We start from the raw sequence: 19,591 nt of genomic DNA, 5'->3' as shown, positions 1-19,591 counted from the left end.
GAGCTCAGGAGGCCGCGAGCTCAGGAGACCGGGTGGTCAGGGGCCTCGTCGTCTCTGCGGCCGCGGTTTCCGGGCCGGGAGGCGACCCAGGCCCGGACCGTGTCCGCATACCAGAAGGGCTTGCCGCCCTCGACGTGGTCGGGCGGCGGCAGCAGTCCGTGCTTGCGGTAGGACCGCACGGTGTCCGGCTGCACCTTGATGTGCGCCGCGATCTCTTTGTACGACCAGAGCCTTCGGTCGGTCATGGGTAGCACCTCCCCGCGCGCACCGCGGGGGCGGCCGGGGGCGGCCGTCGGGGGAGCCGGGCGCTGCGCTGGCGATCACAGATCTGTGCCTGGCCAACGACGGAGCGTGAGGGAAGGGCAGGGTCTGTGGGACGGGTGTGACGCAAGCCTCGCGCACATGCGACACCCGTGACAGGAAAGGGGTGTTTGTGACACGAGTGCTGCAAACGCGCGGGCGGGCTCAGAGGCGTGGTGCGTTGACATCGCCCCGATGGGCCGGACCCTTCCCCAAACTCTCGACTTCGCTCGAGCCCGGGGAGACCCCTATCGCCGGGCCCGGCCCACCGGCTCCCCGTGGCGGTGCCGTCGGAGACCTCCCCCCGGGGATCACCGGCCGGACGATCAGCGTGCATTCAGCGGACCCTGCCGGTCTTGGAAAAATCCGCACTTCGCGTGGATGTGAGCAACAGACTCGTCGCCTCGCCGGTCATCCGGTCCGCCGCAGGCGCACCGGGCTGCGACACCGGCGGAATCACCCGGGCCATGGTGAACTCCCGCGGAGTGCACCCCGTCATGGCCCTGAACTCCCCGCTCAGATGCGCCTGGTCGTAGAAACCGCAGATCGCCGCCGTCTCCGCCTGCCCGCGCCCCTGAGCCAGCAACCGCCGCGCCCGCTGCAGCCGCAGCACCCGTGCCGCGACCTTCGGGCCGAGCCCGATCTGCTCCCTGAAGCGGTTCTCCAGCTGCCGTACGCTCCAGCCGACCTCGTCGGCGAGCGACCGTACCGGCACCGCACCCCACGTCCGCACCAGCTCCGACCAGGCCCGCACGACCCGTACCGAACTCGGCGTCCCGGCCTGCGACCAGCGCACCAGCACATCGTCGAGCAGCCCGAACCGCTGCTCCCACGTCGGCACAGCGGCCAGCGCGGCGGAGAGTTCGCCGATGGTGTTGCGACGGTCGCCCGCTCGCCGCGTGCCCAGGGCGTGCGGAAGGTCGTCGGGGACGATGGTGCGGTCGATGAGTTCGTACAGCGGGGTACCGAAGAGAGTGAACGCCGCCCACGGCATCATCAGCACCTCGATGCCCGACAGCCGCCCGCCGTGCTCACCGACGGCGGGCGTGGTCGTGGGCCCGGCGAACAAGGACACGAGCGTGACCGGCGGCCGCCCTGCCCGCGTGACCGTGACCGGCTGCTCGAACCCGAGCATCAACGTCGCCGCCCCGATGGGCGCCTCCAGCCGCCGCCGGGGCCGGTCCAGCGCCAGCCGGATCCCCCGGTAACTGATCACCGCGGGCCGTAACCGACCATCGGGCCGCGCAAGCACGGTTTCCCACGACCCTCCGGGCCCACGCCCCGACCGAAGCTGCACGGCACTTGTCATCCACCCATGCTGCAACCCCCTGAGGGGCGCGGGACAGTGTCAATTTGCGGCTCCGCCGCCCGGGCGCGACAAGCCACAAACGAGCCGCACTCGCACACCTACAGAACCTGGCAGATCAGTAGGCGCCGTCACGCACCACAGGACCGCAGAAACGCCCGGGTCCGCTGAGCAATAGGCAACGGCTTGTCCGGCTCACAGGGATACATGTCCTGCTCGACGATCGCGAACAGATCCACATCCAGCTTCTGCGCAGCCTCCAGCACCGGCCCCAACGCCGGCACCCCGGCAGGCGGTTCGCACATCACGCCGCGCGCCACCGCAGGCCCGAACGGCACCTGGTTGGCCCGGACATCCGCGAGGATCTCCGGATCCACCTGCTTCAGATGCAGATACCCGATCCGCTCCCCGTACGTCTCGATCAGCTTGACGCTGTCCCCACCGCAGTACGCGTAGTGCCCCGTGTCCAGGCACAGCGACACCAGCCCGGAGTCCGTCCCGTCCAGGAACCGGACGACGTTCTCCTCGCTGTCGACATGCGTGTCGGCATGCGGATGGACGACGATCTGCAGCCCGTACCGCTCCCGCACCTCCCGCCCGAGCCGCTCGGTCAGCGAGGTCAGATTCCGCCACTGCTCGGCCGTCAGCGTGTCCGGCTCCAGCACCTCACCGGTCTTGTCGTCCCGCCAGAAGGACGGGATGACCACCAGATGGGACGCACCCATGGCCTGCGCGAGCACCGCGTTGTCCGCGACGTGCGCCCAGGTCTTCTCCCAGACCGCCTCGCCGTGGTGCAGGCCCGTGAACACGGTCCCCGCCGACACCTTCAGGCCACGCCGGGAGGTCTCCTCCCTGAGGACGGCCGGATCGGTCGGCAGGTATCCGTACGGGCCCAGCTCGATCCACTCGTAGCCGGACTGCGCGACCTCGTCGAGGAAGCGCTGCCAGGGGACCTGCTGCGGGTCGTCGGGGAACCACACACCCCAGGAGTCGGGAGCCGACCCGATCCGGATGCGGGACAGTGAGGAAGAGGAGGGTGACAACGACGTCATGCCGGCCAGCTTCCGTGTGCGTGGTAAGCGCTGTCAAGGTCTCGTCCGAATGTCTGGACAAAACATTGACAGGGCTCCGCGTGCGGGGCTAAAAACGCGGGGAGAGCCGTAACGAAGGGAAGCCGATGGCGTACGACCTGATCACCATGGGGCGGATCGGAGTGGACCTGTATCCGCTCCAGACCGGTGTCCCGCTGCCGCAGGTGACGAGCTTCGGCAAGTTCCTCGGCGGCTCCGCGACGAACGTCGCGGTCGCCGCGGCCCGCCTCGGACGCCGTACGGCGGTGATCACGCGCACCGGCGACGACCCCTTCGGCGCCTACCTGCACGAGGCCCTTCAGGGCTTCGGCGTCGACGACCGCTGGGTCACCCCGATCCCTGGCCTGCCCACCCCGGTCACCTTCTGCGAGATCTTCCCGCCGGACGACTTCCCGCTGTATTTCTACCGGCAGCCCAAGGCCCCCGACCTGGAGATAGACGCCCACGAGCTCGACCTCGACGCCATCCGCGACGCCCGCATCTTCTGGGTCACCGGCACGGGCCTGAGCGAGGAGCCCAGCCGTACGGCGACGCTCGCGGCGCTCGCCCACCGCGCGAAGGCCGGTACGACGGTCTTCGACCTCGACTGGCGCCCCATGTTCTGGAAGAACCCGGCAGCCGCCCGCCCCTTCTACCAGGAGGCCCTGCGCCACACCACCGTCGCGGTCGGCAACCTCGACGAGGTCGAGGTCGCCACCGGAGTGCGTGAACCGCAGGCCGCCGCGCAGGCGTTGCTGGACGCGGGCGTCGAACTCGCCGTCGTCAAGCAGGGCCCCAAGGGCGTCCTCGCCGTCAACAGCAAGGGCGAGTCCGCCGAGGTCCCGCCCCTCCCGGTGAACGTCCTCAACGGCCTCGGCGCCGGCGACGCCTTCGGCGGCTCCCTCTGCCACGGTCTGCTGGAGGGCTGGGACCTGGAGACGATCATGCGGCACGCCAACGCGGCCGGCGCGATCGTCGCCTCCCGCCTGGAGTGCTCCTCCGCCATGCCGACGCCGGACGAGATCGAAGCCGCCCTCAAGGCCGGAGCAGTGCTGTGAGTACCCGCAAGCGTCGACAGGGCGTGGACGAGACGGACGACACGGGCTGCCTGGGCATGACCGTGGTTCCGAGGAGCGAGCCCGCTTCCGCACCCACGACCGTGGACGTCGGCGAACTCGTCCGCATCCGTGCCCACCGCCCCGAGGCGATAGCGGAGGCCGCTGCTCGCCGCACCCGCAGGCCGCTGCTCGGCGACTCCGGGCGTCTGATGATCGTCGCCGCCGATCACCCGGCCCGTGGCGCGCTCGGTGTCGGCGACCGCAGGTTCGCCATGGCCAACCGCGCCGACCTGCTGGAACGCCTCTGCCTGGCGCTCTCCCGCCCCGGCGTCGACGGCGTCCTCGCCACCGCCGACATCCTCGACGACCTGCTGCTGCTCGGCGCCCTCGAGGGCAAGGTCGTCATGGGCTCGATGAACCGCGGCGGCCTCCAGGGCGCCAGCTTCGAGCTCGACGACCGCTTCACCGGCCACCGCGCCGAGGACATCGAGCGCCTCGGCTTCGACGCCGGCAAGCTGCTCCTGCGCATCGACTACGACGACCCGGGCTCCCTCACCACCCTGGAGTCCACTGCCCGCGCCATCGACGACATGGCCGCGCGCAGACTTCCCCTCTTTGTCGAGCCGTTCATCAGCCGCCGCACGGACGAGGGCCGGCTGAAGAACGACCTTTCGGCGGAGGCGGTCACCAAGTCCATCGCCATCGCGTCCGGGCTCGGCGGCACGTCGGCCTACACCTGGCTCAAGCTGCCGGTCACCGAGAACCCGGACGACATGGCCGAGGTCATGGAGACCTCCACGCTGCCCGCCGTCCTCCTGGGCGGCGAGGTCGGCGACGACCAGGACGGCGCGTACGAGAAGTGGCGCGGCGCCCTCCAACTCCCCACCGTGCGCGGCCTGGTGGTCGGCCGTTCGCTGCTGTACCCGGCGGACGGCGATGTGGCCGCCGCCGTGGACACCGCCGTAGGACTGCTGTGAGGGCCGCATGACCGGCAACGACCTGTACATCGCGCGGGGCACCACCGCGGACGCCGACCACGCGCTCGACATCGACCCCAAGCGGGCCGGCTGGGCCTACTGCAGCCTGCGGATCGTCGAGCTGGAGCCGGGTGGTACACACACCTTCACCACCGGCGACAGTGAGTGGATCGTGCTTCCGCTGCAGGGCGGATGTACCGTGCGGACAGCCGACGGCACAACGGACGAAGAGTTCCAACTCCTGGGCAGGGACAGCGTGTTCGCGTCGGTCTCCGACTTCGCGTACGCACCCCGTGACGCCCGGGTCCAGATCGCCTCCGGCGCGGGAGGCCGCTTCGCCCTGGCAGGAGCGAAGTGCGAGCGACGACTCCCCGCCCGCTACGGCCCCGCGCCGGAGGTCCCCGTCGAAGAGCGCGGCAGCGGCACCCAGTTGCGGCACGTCCGCAACTTCGCCTCCGCCGACGCCTTCGACTGCGACAAGCTCATCGCCGTCGAGGTGATCACCCCCGGCGGCAACTGGTCCTCGTACCCGCCGCACAAGCACGACGAGCACCGGCCGGGTGTGGAGGCGGAGCTGGAGGAGATCTACTACTTCGAGATCGACGGCCCGAACGGTTTCGGCTATCAGCGCGTATCTCCCTCCCGTGAGGGCGGATCGGACGTCCTCGCGGAGGTCCGATCCGGCGATGCCGTCCTCGTCCCCGACGGATGGCACGGCCCGTCCATCGCCCAGCCCGGCCACGACATGTACTACCTCAATGTCATGGCGGGACCGGGGGAGACGCGGGAGTGGCGGATCTGCTTCCATCCGGAACATACGGAGGGTTACCGATGACGTCCTCAACGACGAGGCTCACGGTCGCGCAGGCACTCGTCCGCTTCCTGTCGGCCCAGTACACCGAACGCGACGGCGTCCGGCAGCGGCTGATCGGCTCCACCTGGGGCATCTTCGGCCACGGCAATGTGGCGGGGATCGGCCAGGCACTCATCGAGTACGCCGACGACATGCCGTACCATCAGGGCCGCAACGAACAGGCCATGGTGCACGCGGCAGTCGGCTACGCCCGCCAGTCCAACCGCCTGTCCACCCACGCGGTGACCACCTCCATCGGCCCGGGCGCGACCAATCTGGTCACAGGCGCCGCCCTAGCCACGATCAACCACCTCCCGGTCCTGCTCCTCCCCGGCGACGTCTTCGCCACCCGCCCTGCCGACCCGGTGCTCCAGCAGCTCGAAGTCCCCTACGCCGGCGATGTCTCGGTCAATGACAGCCTGCGCCCGGTGTCGAGGTACTTCGACCGCATCACCCGGCCGGAAGCCCTGATCCCGTCGGCCCTGAACGCCATGCGTGTGCTGACCGACCCCGTCGAGACCGGCGCCGTGACCCTGGCCCTCCCGCAGGACGTCCAGGCCGAGGCGTACGACTGGCCGGACGAGTTCTTCGCCGAGCGCACCTGGGTCGTACGACGCCCGGGCGCCGACCCGTCCGAACTCGCCGAGGCCGTACGGGCGATCAGGTCCGCGCGTCGGCCGCTCGTCGTCGCGGGCGGCGGCGTCCACCACAGCCGCGCCGAGGAGGCCCTCGCCGAGTTCGCGGGGACCACCGGCATACCCGTCGCCTCCACCCAGGCCGGCAAGGGCTCACTGCGCCACGACCATCCCCAGGACGTCGGCGGGATCGGCCACACCGGCACGGCGACCGCGAACGAACTCGCCCGCACCGCCGACCTGGTGATCGGCGTGGGGACCAGGTACACCGACTTCACCACGGCCTCCGGGACCCTCTTCACCGGCGACGGCGTGCGCTTCCTCAACCTCAACATCGCGCCCTTCGACGGCCACAAGCTCGCCGGTCTGCCCCTGATCGCGGACGCCCGCAGCGGCCTCCAGGAACTGACGGCGGCCCTCGACACGCATGCGCACGAGGTCGCGGCCTCCTATGTCACCGAGTACACCGAGGACAAGGAGCGCTGGGAACAGCGCGTCGACGCCTGCTACGAGGCCGACGAGCCGGACGTACGCCCGACGCAGCCGCAGGTCCTCGGCGCCCTGGACGCGCTGGTGGACGAGTCGGACGTGATCATCAACGCGGCCGGCTCCCTCCCCGGCGACCTGCACAAACTCTGGCGGGCGCGGTCGCGGGACCAGTACCACCTGGAGTACGGCTACTCCTGCATGGGCTATGAGATCCCCGCCGCGATCGGCGTGAAACTGGCCGCCCCGGACCGGCCCGTATGGGCGCTGGTCGGCGATGGCACGTACCTGATGATGCCGACGGAGATCGTGACCGCCGTACAGGAGGGCATCGCGATCAAGGTCCTCCTCATCCAGAACCACGGGTACGCGTCCATCGGCGGTCTGTCCGACTCGGTGGGCGGCGAGCGGTTCGGCACCGCGTACCGCTTCCAGTCGGACGACGGTACGTACACGGGGGCGCCGCTGCCCGTGGATCTCGCCGCCAACGCCGCCAGTCTGGGCATGCGCGTGCTGCGCGCGAAGACCGTGGCGGACCTGCGGGCGGCGCTCGCCGAGGCGCGCACCGCCGACACACCCACATGTGTCTACGTCGAGACCGAAACGGCCGACACTGTGTCGGGCCCGCCGCCCGCGCAGGCCTGGTGGGATGTACCTGTGGCCGAGACCGCGACCCGACCGTCTGCGGTGAAGGCCCGCGAGCTGTACGAACGGCACGTCTCGACCCGACGCCGCCATCTGTGAAGGAGCAACTGGGCATGACGAAGATCGTCAACCACTGGATCGGCGGCAAGACCGTCGAAGGCGCGTCGGGCACGTACGGGCCGGTCACCGACCCTGCGACCGGCGCGGTCACCACGAAGGTCGCGTTCGCCTCCGTGGAGGAGGTGGACGCGGCGGTCGCCGCTGCCAAGGACGCGTTCGCGACCTGGGGCACCTCCTCGCTCGCCAAGCGGACCACGATCCTGTTCAAGTTCCGGGCGCTGCTCGAGGCGAACCGGGACGCGATCGCCGAGCTGATCACCGCCGAGCACGGCAAGGTGCACAGCGACGCGCTGGGCGAGGTGGCCCGCGGTCTGGAGATCGTCGACCTGGCGTGCGGGATCACCGTGCAGCTCAAGGGCGAGCTGTCCACCGAGGTGGCCAGCCGCGTGGACGTCTCGTCCATCCGTCAGCCGCTCGGAGTCGTCGCGGGCATCACGCCGTTCAACTTCCCGGCGATGGTCCCGATGTGGATGTTCCCGATCGCCATCGCGACCGGCAACACCTTCGTGCTGAAGCCGTCCGAGAAGGACCCGTCGGCCTCCATCAAGATCGCCGAGCTGCTGGCCGAGGCCGGGCTGCCGGACGGCGTCTTCAACGTCGTGCACGGCGACAAGGTGGCCGTCGACCGCCTCCTGGAGCACCCGGACGTCAAGGCGGTGTCGTTCGTCGGCTCCACCCCGATCGCCCGCTACATCCACACCACGGCCGCCGCCAACCACAAGCGCGTGCAGGCCCTGGGCGGCGCCAAGAACCACATGCTGGTCCTGCCGGACGCCGACCTGGACGCGGCCGCGGACGCCGCCGTCTCGGCCGCCTACGGCTCCGCGGGCGAGCGCTGCATGGCCATCTCCGCGGTCGTGGCGGTCGGCTCCATCGGCGACGAGCTGGTGGACAAGATCCGCGAGCGCGCCGAGAAGATCAAGATCGGCCCCGGTAACGACCCGACCTCCGAGATGGGCCCGCTCATCACGAAGGTGCACCGCGACAAGGTGGCGTCGTATGTCTCGGGCGCGGCGGCCGAGGGCGCCGAGGTCGTGCTCGACGGCACCGCCTACACCGTCGAGGGCTTCGAGGACGGCCACTGGATCGGCATCTCGCTCCTCGACAAGGTGCCCACGTCCGCGAAGGCCTACCAGGACGAGATCTTCGGCCCGGTGCTGTGTGTCCTGCGCGTGGACACCTACGAGGAGGGTGTGGCGCTGATCAACGCCTCGCCGTTCGGCAACGGCACCGCGATCTTCACCCGGGACGGCGGCGCCGCCCGCCGCTTCCAGCTGGAGATCGAGGCCGGCATGGTCGGCGTGAACGTCCCGATCCCGGTCCCCGTCGGCTACCACAGCTTCGGCGGCTGGAAGGACTCCCTCTTCGGCGACCACCACATCTACGGCAACGACGGCACGCACTTCTACACCCGCGGCAAGGTCGTCACCACCCGCTGGCCCGACCCCGCCGACGCCCCCTCCGGCGTCGACCTGGGCTTCCCGCGCAACCACTGACCATGGTGTGAACGCCCCGCAGGGCCGTCCGTCATACGGACGGCCCTGTTTTTTTGTGTGCACGGGCTACGGTTCCCGTACGGGCCCAACTCGGAGAGTCGACAGGCGCAGAGTGCCGTATTCGCGATCAAAGAGCCTTCCGATCTACGGATTCCGTAGGTAAACAGGTATTGACGCGCTGGTTTTCGTCGGGATTCCATGCAGCCACCCAGCCGCCGGAGGCATCCGCACGAGTCGATCGGAATCCGCCGTATGACCGACACGCTCCGTCCTGTCGACACCGCCGTCCCAGAGGCGGCGGACAGCAGCCCCAAGGCCCTCAAACGCTCCATCGGGGTCGTCGGCGGCACGCTCCTCACCCTCTCCTGCGTGACCCCGGCCTCCACGCTCTTCGTGGTCGTCCCGGACCTGTTCGGCTCGCTCGGCACCGCCACCGCCCTGACGATCGCCATCGGCTCCCTCCTCTGTATCGCCGTGGCGTTCTGCTACTCGGAGCTGGGCACGCTCATCCCCAGCGCGGGTGGCGAGTACGCGATGGTCTCGACGATGGCCGGACGGCTCGCGGGCTGGCTCGTCTTCGTCCTCTCCCTCCTGGTCGTCATGATCGTCCCGCCGGTGATCGCGATGGGCACGGCGGACTACCTGGCACCGGTCGTCCATCTGGACCCGTCGGTCGCGGGCGCGGGAGTCATGCTCCTCGCGACTCTCGCCGGTCTGCTCGACCTGCGGGCCAACGCCTGGATCACCGGCATCTTCCTGGTCCTGGAGGTCATCGCGGCGGCCATGGTGGCGGTCCTGGGCTTCGCACACAGCGAGCGGGGCGCCGGGAGCCTGGTCTCCATGCAGGTGGCGGGCTCCGGCGGCCACACGGACACGGTGACGGCGATGCTGGTGGTGTCGGGCCTGGCGATCGCCCTGTTCGTCACCCAGGGCTTCTCGACCGCCGTCTACCTCTCCGAGGAACTGGAGCACCCGCGCCGCAACGTGGCCCGCACGGTCCTGGCCACCCTCGCCATCTCGACGGTGATCATCCTGGTCCCGGTGGTGGCGATCACCATGGGCGCCTCGGACCTCTCCACGCTGACCGGCGGCGACATCGGCTCCATGGTCACCGCCTGGTCCAACTCCGCGGTCGGCACCTTCGTCAGCCTCTGCGTGGCTCTTGCGATCATCAATGCGGGCATCGTCATGGTCATCCAGAACTCCCGTGTCCTGTTCGCCTCGGCCCGCGACAAGGCCTGGCCGGAGCCGGTCAACAACGTCTTCGCCAAACTCGGCCGCTTCGGCTCCCCGTGGGTCGCCACCCTCGCCGTCGGAGTCCCGGGCGCCCTGCTCTGCTTCGTGAACCTGGACACCCTGTACGGCGTCACGGGCGTCTCGGTGACGGGCATGTACCTCCTGGTCGCAGTCGCCGCCCTCCTCTCCCGCCGAGGCCCCCACAAGCACACACCCGCCTGGCGCATGCCCCTGTGGCCCGCAATGCCGGTGCTGCTGATCGCGGTCCTGGCCTACATCCTGAGCCAGCAGGAGGTCAGCTACCTCATGTGGACGGGCGGCATCACGGCGGCGGCCACTCTGTACTGGGCCTTCTACCTTCGCCCCCGGAGAGACACGCGGTGGCTGGTCTCACTCCCGGAGGACGCACAGCCCTGACCGCCCCGAAGGGGCGTCTCAGGGGCGCGGGGCGGTATCGATTTGCGGCTCCGCCGCGTGGGCGCGACAAGCCACGACGCAGTCGCAGTCGGCAGACCACAGAAGCGACCGAGCTCGTAGCCGTACACCAGGCGCGGTACATGCTGATCGCCCCGTACTCCCGCGGGAGGGCGGCCCCTTCACCCCCGAGGCTGCCCCAACTGTCAGAGACGCCCCGTACCGTTGAGTCATGGATCTTCGACCGCCCCGCCTGCGCGGGCTGCTTCGGAGGCCCCGGAGGCTACTGGCCGCCGGGGCCGCCGTCGTCGTACTCGCAGGCGCGGGAACGTGGACGGCCGTCGCCTCGGACAAGAAGGCCCCGGTACAGGAGACCGACCGGGTCATGGCCGTGGACGGCGTCCGTATCGACACCGCGTATTTCACCTCCGGCCCAAGCGGCGCACGCCGTCCCGCCGTCCTGCTCGCCCACGGCTTCGGCGGCAGCAAGCAGGACGTCCGGCAGCAGGCGCAGGACCTGGCGAGAGACGGTTACGCGGTGCTCACCTGGTCGGCCCGCGGCTTCGGGAAGTCCACCGGCAAGATCGGGCTGAACGACCCGAAGGGCGAGGTCGCCGACGTCTCCAAGCTGATCGACTGGCTGGCGAAGCAGCCCCAGGTCCAGCTCGACAAGCCCGGCGACCCGCGCGTGGGCGTCGCGGGCGCCTCGTACGGCGGCGCGATCTCCCTGCTGGCAGCGGGGTACGACCACCGGGTGGACGCCATAGCCCCGGCGATCACGTACTGGAACCTGGCGGACGCGCTGTTCCCGAACGGCGTGTTCAAGAAGCTGTGGGCGGGCATCTTCATCAACTCCGGTGGCGGCTGCGGCAAGTTCGAGCCCGAGCTGTGCCGGATGTACGAGCGGGTCGCGGAGTCGGGCACGCCGGACGCGCAGGCGCGTGAGCTGCTGGCCGCCCGCTCCCCGTCCGCCGTCGCCGACCGCATCAAGGTGCCGACGCTCCTGGTGCAGGGCCAGACGGACTCCCTCTTCCCGCTCGGCCAGGCCGACACCGCGGCGAAGGCGATCCGCGAGAACGGTGCCCCGGTCGACGTCGACTGGATCGCCGGCGGACACGACGGCGGCGACATGGAGGCGAGCCGCGTCCAGACACGCGTGCGTGCGTGGTTCGACCAGTACCTCAAGGACGAGAAGGGCACGGACACGGGCCCGGCCTTCCGCATCACCCGCACCGGAGGCGTCGACTCCACGGACGGCGCGGCCGTGCTGCGCGGAGCGACCGACGACACGTACCCGGGCCTGGAGAGCGGACAGCGCTCCGTGCGGCTCAGGGGCTCGGAACAGAGCTTCGCCAACCCGGCGGGTGCCAGCCCGCCCGCCGTCTCCGCCCTGCCCGGCCTCGGCGGCTCCGGCGGCCTCGCCCAGCTGTCCTCGCTCGGCGTCGGGGTGTCGCTGGACTTCCCCGGCCAGTTCGCCCGGTTCGACTCGGCGCCGGTGAGCAGCGGCCTGCGGATCACCGGATCGCCCACGGTCACCGTCCACGTGAAGTCGACGAGCGACGACGCCGTGCTGTTCGGGAAGGTGTACGACGTCGGCCCCGGCGGCGGCACGCCCGTGCTGCCCTCGCAGCTGGTGGCCCCGGTCCGCGTCGAAGGCGCGAAGTCCGGCAAGGACGTGACGATCACGCTCCCGGCCGTCGACCACGAGGTCGAGCAGGGCCACCGGCTGCGCCTGGTCCTCGCCTCCACCGACCTCGGCTATGCCTCCCCGGCCGCCCCGGCGACGTACACCGTCTCCCTCAAGGGCGACCTGAAGGTGCCGACGGCACCCGGCGTGACGACCGCGGCCGCCCCGCTGCCGTCCTGGGTGTGGTGGCTTCCGCTGGCCGGTGCGGTGCTCGCCCTGGCCCTGCTGCTGGCGGGCCGACGCCGCACGATCGCCGCGCCGCCGTCCCCCGAGCTGGCCGAAGTCCCGCTCCAGATCACGGACTTGAGCAAGCGGTACGCAAGGTCGGCGGACCGTTACGCGGTACGGGACCTGTCCTTCCGTGTGGAGAAGGGCCAGGTGCTCGGCCTCCTCGGTCCCAACGGCGCGGGCAAGACGACGACTCTCCGCATGCTGATGGGCCTGATCAGGCCGGACGGCGGCGAGGTCCGCGTCTTCGGCCAGGCGATCCGCCCCGGCGCCCCGGTCCTGTCCCGGGTCGGCGCGTTCGTGGAGGGCGCGGGCTTCCTCCCGCACCTGTCCGGCCGTGAGAACCTGGAGCTGTACTGGCGGGCGACCGGCCGTCCGCCCGAGGACGCCCACCTGGACGAGGCACTGGAGATCGCGGGCCTCGGCGACGCACTGGCCCGTGCGGTCCGCACCTACTCCCAGGGCATGCGCCAGCGCCTGGCCATCGCCCAGGCCATGCTCGGCCTCCCGGACCTGCTCATCCTCGACGAACCGACCAACGGCCTCGACCCGCCCCAGATCCGCGAGATGCGCGAGGTGCTGATCCGCTACGCGGCGGCCGGCCGCACGGTGATCGTCTCCAGCCACCTCCTGGCAGAGGTCGAACAGTCCTGCACCCACCTGGTCGTCATGGACCGCGGCCGCCTGGTCCAGGCAGGCCCGGTCGCCGAAATCATCGGCTCCGGCGACACGCTCCTGGTCGGCCTGGCGGCCGACATCCCGGACCCGCTGCTGGAGAAGGTCGCGGCCCTACCGGGCGTCGAGTCAGCGGTACGGACGGACGGGGGCCTCCTGGTCCGGCTCGCTCCCGGCGAGGGGGCCGTCTCGGGCGGGGGAGGCGAAGTCACCTCCGGTGCGGCAGCCTCCCCAAGGGGCGCGGGGAACTGCGCGACCAGCCACGACGGCGCCGCAGACGAACGACGGCAAATCGCGGCACTCACCGAACCGCCCCCAGCCGCCCGCACGGGCACGAGCACCGCCGCCGACCTCCTGGTAGAGCTGGTGCGCATGGAAGTCCCGGTCGCCTCCCTCGGCCCCCACCGCCGCCTCGAGGACGCCTTCCTCACCCTGATCGGAGGTTCCGCATGAGCACGCTGGCCGAGCACACCGACCCCCTTCACGCCGCCTCCGGTTACCGGGCCGGCCGCACACTGCCCCTGCGGGTGGAGCTGGTCCGGCAGCTGAAGCGGCGCCGGACGCTGATCATGGCGGGGATCCTCGCCGCGCTGCCGTTCGTGCTGCTGATCGCGTTCGCGATCGGCGGCGACCCGAGCGGCCGCAACGGCCAGGTGACGCTGATGGACACGGCCACCGCGTCGGGGGCCAACTTCGCCGCCGTCAACCTCTTCGTCTCCGCGGGCTTCCTGCTCGTCATCCCGGTCGCCCTGTTCTGCGGGGACACGGTGGCGTCCGAGGCGAGCTGGTCCTCCCTGCGCTACCTGCTGGCCGCCCCCGTCCCACGGGCACGCCTCCTGTGGTCCAAGCTAGTCGTCGGACTCGGCCTCAGCCTGGCCGCGATGATCCTGCTCCCGGTGGTGGCACTGGCCGTGGGCACCGCCGCCTACGGCTGGGGCCCGCTGCAGATCCCCACCGGCGGCGCGCTGGACTCGGGGACGGCGGCCCAGCGCCTGCTGGTGGTCGTGGCGTTCATCTTCGTGTCCCAACTGGTCACCGCCGGGCTGGCGTTCTGGCTTTCGACGAAGACGGACGCGCCCCTCGGCGCGGTCGGCGGCGCGGTCGGACTCACCATCGTCGGCAATGTCCTGGACGCCGTGACGGCCCTCGGCCACTGGCGTGACTTCCTGCCCGCGCACTGGCAGTTCGCCTGGGCGGACGCCGTCCAGCCGCACCCCGAGTGGTCCGGCATGATCCAGGGCACGGCGATTTCCATAACGTACGCGCTCGTGCTGTTCGCCCTGGCCTTCCGGGGTTTCGCCCGCAAGGACGTGGTGTCCTAGGTCAACGGAGGATCACCCACCGGTCTCGACCGGCCATGATCGTGGCCGTCTTGAGATGCATCCGCAACGCCCCGTGCCGCACATTCCGACCCCCTGCGCCGTCACAGTCACAGACGTCGGCGTCAACACACCAAGGGGGCACGGAAGATGGAGCGGTACCGAACACCACGGCCGGGCACACCACACCCACGCACCCGACGGCTGCGCGCAGCCCTTCTCGCCCTCACGGCGACGAGCGGTCTGCTGCTCACGGCCTGCGGCGCGGGCGGCGGCTCCGACAGCAGCAACAAGGCCTCGGACGGTGCGAACAGGACCGGCTTCCCGGCCCCGCCCGCCCCGACGGCCGGTGAGCAGAAGGGCGAGGACTCGTTCGCGAGCCCGTCCCCGACCACCGACTACCTCTCCACCTTCGCCCTCGACGTCGACACCGCCTCCTACGGCTACGCCCGCCGCACCCTCGCCGCCGGGCAGCGCCCCGACCCGTCGACCATCCGCCCCGAGGAGTTCGTCAACAGCTTCCGCCAGGACTACGAACGCCCCGACGGCAACGGCTTCACGGTCACCGTCGACGGCGCCCTCACCGACGAGAAGAACTGGTCCCTGGTCCGCGTGGGCCTCGCCACCCGCCCGGCCGCCGAGACCGGCGAACGCCCGCCCGCTGCCCTCACGTTCGTCATCGACATCTCCGGCTCCATGTCGGAGCCCGGCCGGCTCGACCTCGCCCAGAAGTCCCTGGACACGATGACGGACCGGCTGCGCGACGACGACTCGGTCGCCATCGTCACCTTCAGCGAGAAAGCCGAGCAGGTCCTGCCGATGACCCGCCTCGGCGGCCACCGGGGCGAGATCCACCACGCGATCGACGGCCTGGAGCCGACCTACTCCACCAACCTCGGCGCGGGCGTCGAGACCGGCTACGCCACCGCAGTCGAGGGCCGCCGCAAGAACGCCACCAACCGCGTCGTCCTCATCTCGGACGCCCTCGCCAACGACGGCGACACCGACCCGGACTCCATCCTGGACCGCATCTCCTCGGGCCGCCGCGAGTACGGCATCACCCTCTTCGGCGTCGGCGTCGGCAGCGACTACGGCGATGCCCTCATGGAACGCCTCGCGGACAAGGGCGACGGCCACACCGTGTACGTGTCGGGGGAGGGCGACGCCCGCAAGGTCTTCTGCGACCAGCTCCCGCAGAACATCGACCTCACCGCCCGCGACGCCAAGGCCCAGGTCGCCTTCGACCCTGCCACGGTCGCCGAGTTCCGCCTCGTCGGCTACGACGACCGCCGGGTCGCCGACAACGACTTCCGCAACGACCGCGTCGACGGCGGCGAGGTCGGCCCCGGCCACACGGTCACCGCCCTGTACGCCGTCCGCACCAGGCCGGGCGCCGACGGCCACCTCGCCACCGCCACCGTCCGCTGGCTCGACCCCGACACCCGCGACCCGCACGAGAAGTCCGGCGAACTGGAGACCGGCGCCCTGAACGACTCCCTCTGGGAGGCGAGCCCCCGCTTCCAGGTCACCGCCGTGGCCGCCTATTTCGCCGACGCCCTCCGCCAGGGCGACGAACGCCGGCGCTCCCTCCCCGGTGACCCCGGCCTCGGCAAACTCCACGACCGCGCCGAGAAGCTGGCGAAGAAGACCGAGGACAAGGACGTGCAGCAGCTCGCGGACGCAATAGACCAGGCCGACCGCAGCCAGGGCTAGAACGTCAGTCCACTCACCACCGCCCCATTGACCTTTCCTTACTTACGAGTAAGTTGACCTCCCAGTCCGAGCCGACCGGGAGCCGTCATGGGCGTACGCAAGGACCTGAAAAGGGCAAAACGGCGCACCGACCTTGCGTCCCGCACCAGGGTCGAGGTCGTCAGGGACGAGGGTGGAGTCGTCCGCGAGGCCCGCACCCCCGCCCTCGCCCCGCGCCCGGCCACCGGCAGCACCGCCGACCTGCCCTTCACCAACGCGGCCGAGGCCCCCGATGCCGTGGTGCTGCGCCGCAAACACGACAACGGCACCTGGCAGCCGGTGACCGCGGCGGCCTTCGCCCACGAAGTCACCGCCGTGGCCAAGGGGTTGATCGCCGCAGGTCTCGAACCCGGCGGCCGGGTCGCCGTCATGTCCCGTACCCGCTACGAGTGGACGGTCCTGGACTTCGCGATCTGGGCGGCGGGCGGCCAGACAGTCCCGGTCTACGCCACGTCCTCCGCCGAGCAGGTGGAATGGATCGTCCGCGACTCCGACGCCCGCTTCGTGGTCACCGAGACCGCCGAGAACGCAGCCACGGTGACAACGGGCACGGCCCGGCACGAACGGCAGCCGCGGATCTGGCAGTTGGACGAAGGTGCCATGTCCGACCTCACCGTCCTCGGCCGCCACCTCCCCGACGAGGAGGTCACCAAGCGCCGTGCCGCCCTCACCCCCGGCACGACCGCGACGATCTGCTACACCTCCGGCACCACCGGAAAACCGAAGGGCTGCGTCCTCACCCACGGCAACCTGCACGCCGAGGCCGCCAACACGGTCGAGCTGCTCCACCCGATCTTCAAGGAGGTCACTCGCCAGGTCGCCTCCACCCTCCTCTTCCTCCCGCTCGCCCACATCCTCGGCCGCACCCTGCAGATCGCCTGCCTGATGGCCCGTATCGAGATCGGCCACTGCCCGAGCATCAAGCCCGACGAACTCCGCCCCGCCCTCAAGGAGTTCCGCCCGACCTTCCTCGTCGGCGTCCCGTACCTCTTCGAGAAGATCCATGACACGGGCCGCGCGACCGCCGAGAAGATCGGCCGCGGCGCCTCCTTCGACCGCGCGGACCGCATCGGCGTCCGCTTCGGAGAGGCGTACCTGAACAAGTTCCTGGAGACGGGCAAGGGTCCGGGCCCCGGCCTCTACGCCGCCTGGGCCCTGTACGACCTGCTGGTCTACCGCCGCATCCGCAAGGAACTCGGCGGCCGCATGCGCTACGCCGTCAGCGGCGGCTCCCCGCTCGACCGCAACCTCAACCTGTTCTTCTACGCCGCTGGAATCATCGTCTACGAGGGCTACGGCCTGACGGAGACGAGCGCGGCCGCCACGATCGTCCCGCCGCTCAAGCCCCGCCCGGGCACGGTCGGCGTCCCGGTCCCCGGCACCGCGGTGCGCATCGCCGACGACGGGGAGGTGCTCATCAAGGGCGGCGTCGTCTTCGGCGCGTACTGGAACAACCCCGCCGCCACCGACGCCGTACTGCAGGACGAGTGGTTCGCGACCGGTGACCTCGGCTCCCTCGACGAGGACGGCTACCTCACCATCACCGGCCGCAAGAAGGACATCCTCGTCACCTCCGGCGGCAAGAACGTCTCCCCGGCCGTACTGGAGGACCGGCTGCGCAGCCGCTCGCCGATCGGCCAGTGCATCGTCGTCGGTGACAACCGCCCCTTCGTCGCCGCCCTGATCACCCTCGATCCCGAGTCCGTCGCCCACTGGCTGACGGTCCGCAAGCTGCCGGCGGACACCCCCATGTCGGAGGTCGTCCGGGATCCGCGGATGCGCGCCGACGTCCAGAAGGCCGTGGACTACGCCAACGAGGCCGTCTCCCGCGCCGAGTCGGTCCGTGCCTTCACCCTGGTCGAGGGCGAGTTCACGGAGGACAACGGTTTGCTCACCCCGTCGTTGAAAATCAAGCGGCACGCCGTGACGGCGGCGTACGCGGAGGAGATCGAGGCGCTGTACGGCGGCTGACGGCCCGACCGGGTCACTCGTGCGGGTGATCCATGTCCGGCCACCCGCCTCAAGTGGTGCAATTAAGTGATATATGACTGTGTGTCATTAATGTGCGGAATTGCGGCAAAGGAGGATGAATGACCCCTCATCGCCGCCGGTCCGCCCACAGGCGGCTGGCGCTCATCATCGCCGGAGCGATCGCGTCAGCAGCTCTCGCCTGGGGTCCGGCCTCCCCGGCCGATGCCGCACGGCACCCCGATGCGCGGCGCGCCATGCCCGTGGTGCCGGGCGCACTGGACCCCACGCCCGCGCCCGCGGACATCACCCGCTCCTACTCGGTGGCGGACGTGCGGCGCGCCGCGTTCGGCGCATTCCTCGACTCCGAGCCCGAAGGGCTGGTGCGGCTGAAGGAGTTCAGCGGCTGGCTCGGCGGCACCGAGCTGCGCGTGGGGCACACCTATCTGCCGGGCGACGTCTGGGAGAACATCGAGGGCGGCTACGGCTTCCTCGACAGCTGGGCCAAGTGGCGGCTGGCCAAGCCCGACCGGCTGCTCGTGCTCAACGTCCCGCTGATGGAGCACAACGAGGCGCAGGTCTCCGACATCGCCGTCGCACGGCTGCTGCGGCGCGCCGCGGCGGGCGAGTTCGACGAGCACTTCCGGCTGCTGGCGAAGCGCCTGGTCGACCTGGGCGCGAGGGACACGGTCCTGGTGCTCGGATGGGAGATGAACGGCGTCACCTACACCCACCGCTGCGGCCCCGACCCGGAGGACTGGATCCGGTACTGGCGGCGCATCGTCACCGTCATGCGCTCGATTCCCGGCCAGAAGTTCAAGTTCGACTTCACACCGAACCGTGGCATGGACGCAATTCCATGGCCGAAGTGCTATCCCGGTGACGACTTCGTCGACATCGTCGGCATGGACTCCTACGACCAGCCGCACGGAATGTCGTTCGACGAGGAGGTGTCGGAGCCCTACGGCCTGAAGTTCCACGTGGACTTCGCGCGGGTGCACCGCAAGCCGATCTCGTATCCGGAGTGGGGCCTGTACCGCAACGGCGACGACGTCACGTACATGCTGCGCATGCTCGCCTGGATGGACGAGCACAAGCCGCTGTACAACACGATCACGGACTACTGCCCGCACGGCGTGTGGCTGTGCACCGACAACCCCCGGGCCGCCGCCATCTACCGTGCGGTGCTGGCCAGTTCTGTCCTGCCGGAGCCGACGCCTGTGCCCGTCGTCCCCGTCCCGCCCGCGCCCGCGATCCCCGTGCCACCGGAGCCGACACCGGTGCCGTTGCCGACGCCGCTGCCCACCCCGCCAGTGCCCACGCCGCCCCTCGCACCGGCGGTCCCGCCCGCTCCCTCCCCTTGAGG

At 70.6% G+C, this 19,591-nt stretch carries 14 protein-coding genes; 11 read left to right on the top strand and 3 right to left on the bottom strand.

Features of this window, described 5'->3' with window-relative positions; translation table 11 throughout:
- Positions 1-20 precede the first annotated feature (20 nt).
- The 3 genes from EDD92_RS17965 to EDD92_RS17955 all read right to left on the bottom strand — a co-directional run bounded on the left by EDD92_RS17965 (position 21) and on the right by EDD92_RS17955 (position 2,658).
- Positions 21-245: an AlpA family transcriptional regulator gene (locus tag EDD92_RS17965; protein ID WP_030934829.1), complete on the bottom strand. Its 225-nt coding sequence runs from the start codon at positions 243-245 to the stop codon at positions 21-23.
- A gap of 392 nt (positions 246-637) precedes the next feature.
- A complete protein-coding gene (locus tag EDD92_RS17960) occupies positions 638-1,486 on the bottom strand; it encodes an AraC family transcriptional regulator (RefSeq protein WP_260327313.1) in 849 nt (282 codons plus the stop codon).
- Between the two features lie 251 nt (positions 1,487-1,737).
- The gene (locus EDD92_RS17955; RefSeq protein ID WP_030934826.1) at positions 1,738-2,658 is read right to left on the bottom strand and encodes a sugar phosphate isomerase/epimerase; all 921 of its coding nucleotides are present in this window, start codon (positions 2,656-2,658) and stop codon (positions 1,738-1,740) included.
- Between the two features lie 125 nt (positions 2,659-2,783).
- Between EDD92_RS17955 and iolC the strand changes: the two genes are divergently transcribed.
- The 11 genes from iolC (at position 2,784) to EDD92_RS17900 (ending at position 19,589) form a co-directional block, all read left to right on the top strand.
- The gene (gene iolC / locus EDD92_RS17950; RefSeq protein WP_123965271.1) at positions 2,784-3,734 is read left to right on the top strand and encodes a 5-dehydro-2-deoxygluconokinase; all 951 of its coding nucleotides are present in this window, start codon (positions 2,784-2,786) and stop codon (positions 3,732-3,734) included.
- 56 nt (positions 3,735-3,790) lie between these two features.
- Positions 3,791-4,711 (top strand): deoxyribose-phosphate aldolase, encoded by a 921-nt coding sequence (locus EDD92_RS17945; RefSeq protein WP_123970434.1) that lies wholly within the window; start codon positions 3,791-3,793, stop codon positions 4,709-4,711.
- A 7-nt stretch (positions 4,712-4,718) separates the two neighbouring features.
- A complete protein-coding gene (gene iolB, locus EDD92_RS17940) occupies positions 4,719-5,546 on the top strand; it encodes a 5-deoxy-glucuronate isomerase (RefSeq protein WP_123965270.1) in 828 nt (275 codons plus the stop codon).
- On the top strand, positions 5,543-7,429 hold the full coding sequence (gene iolD, locus EDD92_RS17935; RefSeq protein ID WP_123965269.1) for a 3D-(3,5/4)-trihydroxycyclohexane-1,2-dione acylhydrolase (decyclizing): 1,887 nt from the start codon (positions 5,543-5,545) through the stop codon (positions 7,427-7,429). The genes iolB and iolD overlap by 4 nt, the downstream gene beginning before the upstream one ends.
- Before the next feature lie 14 nt (positions 7,430-7,443).
- On the top strand, positions 7,444-8,946 hold the full coding sequence (gene mmsA / locus EDD92_RS17930; RefSeq protein ID WP_123965268.1) for a CoA-acylating methylmalonate-semialdehyde dehydrogenase: 1,503 nt from the start codon (positions 7,444-7,446) through the stop codon (positions 8,944-8,946).
- A gap of 252 nt (positions 8,947-9,198) precedes the next feature.
- On the top strand, positions 9,199-10,599 hold the full coding sequence (locus tag EDD92_RS17925) for an APC family permease (protein ID WP_123965267.1): 1,401 nt from the start codon (positions 9,199-9,201) through the stop codon (positions 10,597-10,599).
- A gap of 229 nt (positions 10,600-10,828) precedes the next feature.
- Entirely contained in the window at positions 10,829-13,639 is a 2,811-nt protein-coding gene (locus EDD92_RS17920) for a CocE/NonD family hydrolase (protein ID WP_123965266.1), read from the top strand.
- Positions 13,636-14,508, top strand: a complete 873-nt coding sequence (locus EDD92_RS17915) for an ABC transporter permease (protein WP_123965265.1) — start codon at positions 13,636-13,638, stop codon at positions 14,506-14,508. The genes EDD92_RS17920 and EDD92_RS17915 overlap by 4 nt, the downstream gene beginning before the upstream one ends.
- 147 nt (positions 14,509-14,655) lie before the next feature.
- Positions 14,656-16,218, top strand: coding sequence for a von Willebrand factor type A domain-containing protein (locus EDD92_RS17910; RefSeq protein ID WP_123965264.1), 1,563 nt, complete (start codon positions 14,656-14,658; stop codon positions 16,216-16,218).
- An 87-nt stretch (positions 16,219-16,305) separates the two neighbouring features.
- Entirely contained in the window at positions 16,306-18,228 is a 1,923-nt protein-coding gene (locus tag EDD92_RS17905) for a long-chain fatty acid--CoA ligase (protein ID WP_123965263.1), read from the top strand.
- 119 nt (positions 18,229-18,347) lie between these two features.
- Positions 18,348-19,589 (top strand): glycoside hydrolase family 26 protein, encoded by a 1,242-nt coding sequence (locus EDD92_RS17900; RefSeq protein ID WP_123965262.1) that lies wholly within the window; start codon positions 18,348-18,350, stop codon positions 19,587-19,589.
- Positions 19,590-19,591: the final 2 nt, after the last annotated feature.

The sequence above is a fragment of the Streptomyces sp. TLI_185 genome (assembly GCF_003814765.1).
In the GTDB taxonomy this organism is placed as follows: domain Bacteria; phylum Actinomycetota; class Actinomycetes; order Streptomycetales; family Streptomycetaceae; genus Streptomyces.
This window is presented reverse-complemented; position numbering and strand designations above follow the sequence as displayed.

What these genes read in the sequence shown, in the direction of transcription:
- EDD92_RS17910 (WP_123965264.1), top strand. Translation starts at nt 14,656, where the DNA reads ATGGAGCGGTACCGAACACCACGGCCGGGCACACCACACCCACGCACC.
- EDD92_RS17920 (WP_123965266.1), top strand. Translation starts at nt 10,829, where the DNA reads ATGGATCTTCGACCGCCCCGCCTGCGCGGGCTGCTTCGGAGGCCCCGG.
- EDD92_RS17945 (WP_123970434.1), top strand. Translation starts at nt 3,791, where the DNA reads ATGACCGTGGTTCCGAGGAGCGAGCCCGCTTCCGCACCCACGACCGTG.
- mmsA (WP_123965268.1), top strand. Translation starts at nt 7,444, where the DNA reads ATGACGAAGATCGTCAACCACTGGATCGGCGGCAAGACCGTCGAAGGC.
- EDD92_RS17900 (WP_123965262.1), top strand. Translation starts at nt 18,348, where the DNA reads ATGACCCCTCATCGCCGCCGGTCCGCCCACAGGCGGCTGGCGCTCATC.
- iolD (WP_123965269.1), top strand. Translation starts at nt 5,543, where the DNA reads ATGACGTCCTCAACGACGAGGCTCACGGTCGCGCAGGCACTCGTCCGC.
- EDD92_RS17925 (WP_123965267.1), top strand. Translation starts at nt 9,199, where the DNA reads ATGACCGACACGCTCCGTCCTGTCGACACCGCCGTCCCAGAGGCGGCG.
- iolB (WP_123965270.1), top strand. Translation starts at nt 4,719, where the DNA reads ATGACCGGCAACGACCTGTACATCGCGCGGGGCACCACCGCGGACGCC.
- EDD92_RS17915 (WP_123965265.1), top strand. Translation starts at nt 13,636, where the DNA reads ATGAGCACGCTGGCCGAGCACACCGACCCCCTTCACGCCGCCTCCGGT.
- EDD92_RS17955 (WP_030934826.1), bottom strand. Translation starts at nt 2,658, where the DNA reads ATGACGTCGTTGTCACCCTCCTCTTCCTCACTGTCCCGCATCCGGATC.
- EDD92_RS17965 (WP_030934829.1), bottom strand. Translation starts at nt 245, where the DNA reads ATGACCGACCGAAGGCTCTGGTCGTACAAAGAGATCGCGGCGCACATC.
- EDD92_RS17905 (WP_123965263.1), top strand. Translation starts at nt 16,306, where the DNA reads ATGGGCGTACGCAAGGACCTGAAAAGGGCAAAACGGCGCACCGACCTT.
- iolC (WP_123965271.1), top strand. Translation starts at nt 2,784, where the DNA reads ATGGCGTACGACCTGATCACCATGGGGCGGATCGGAGTGGACCTGTAT.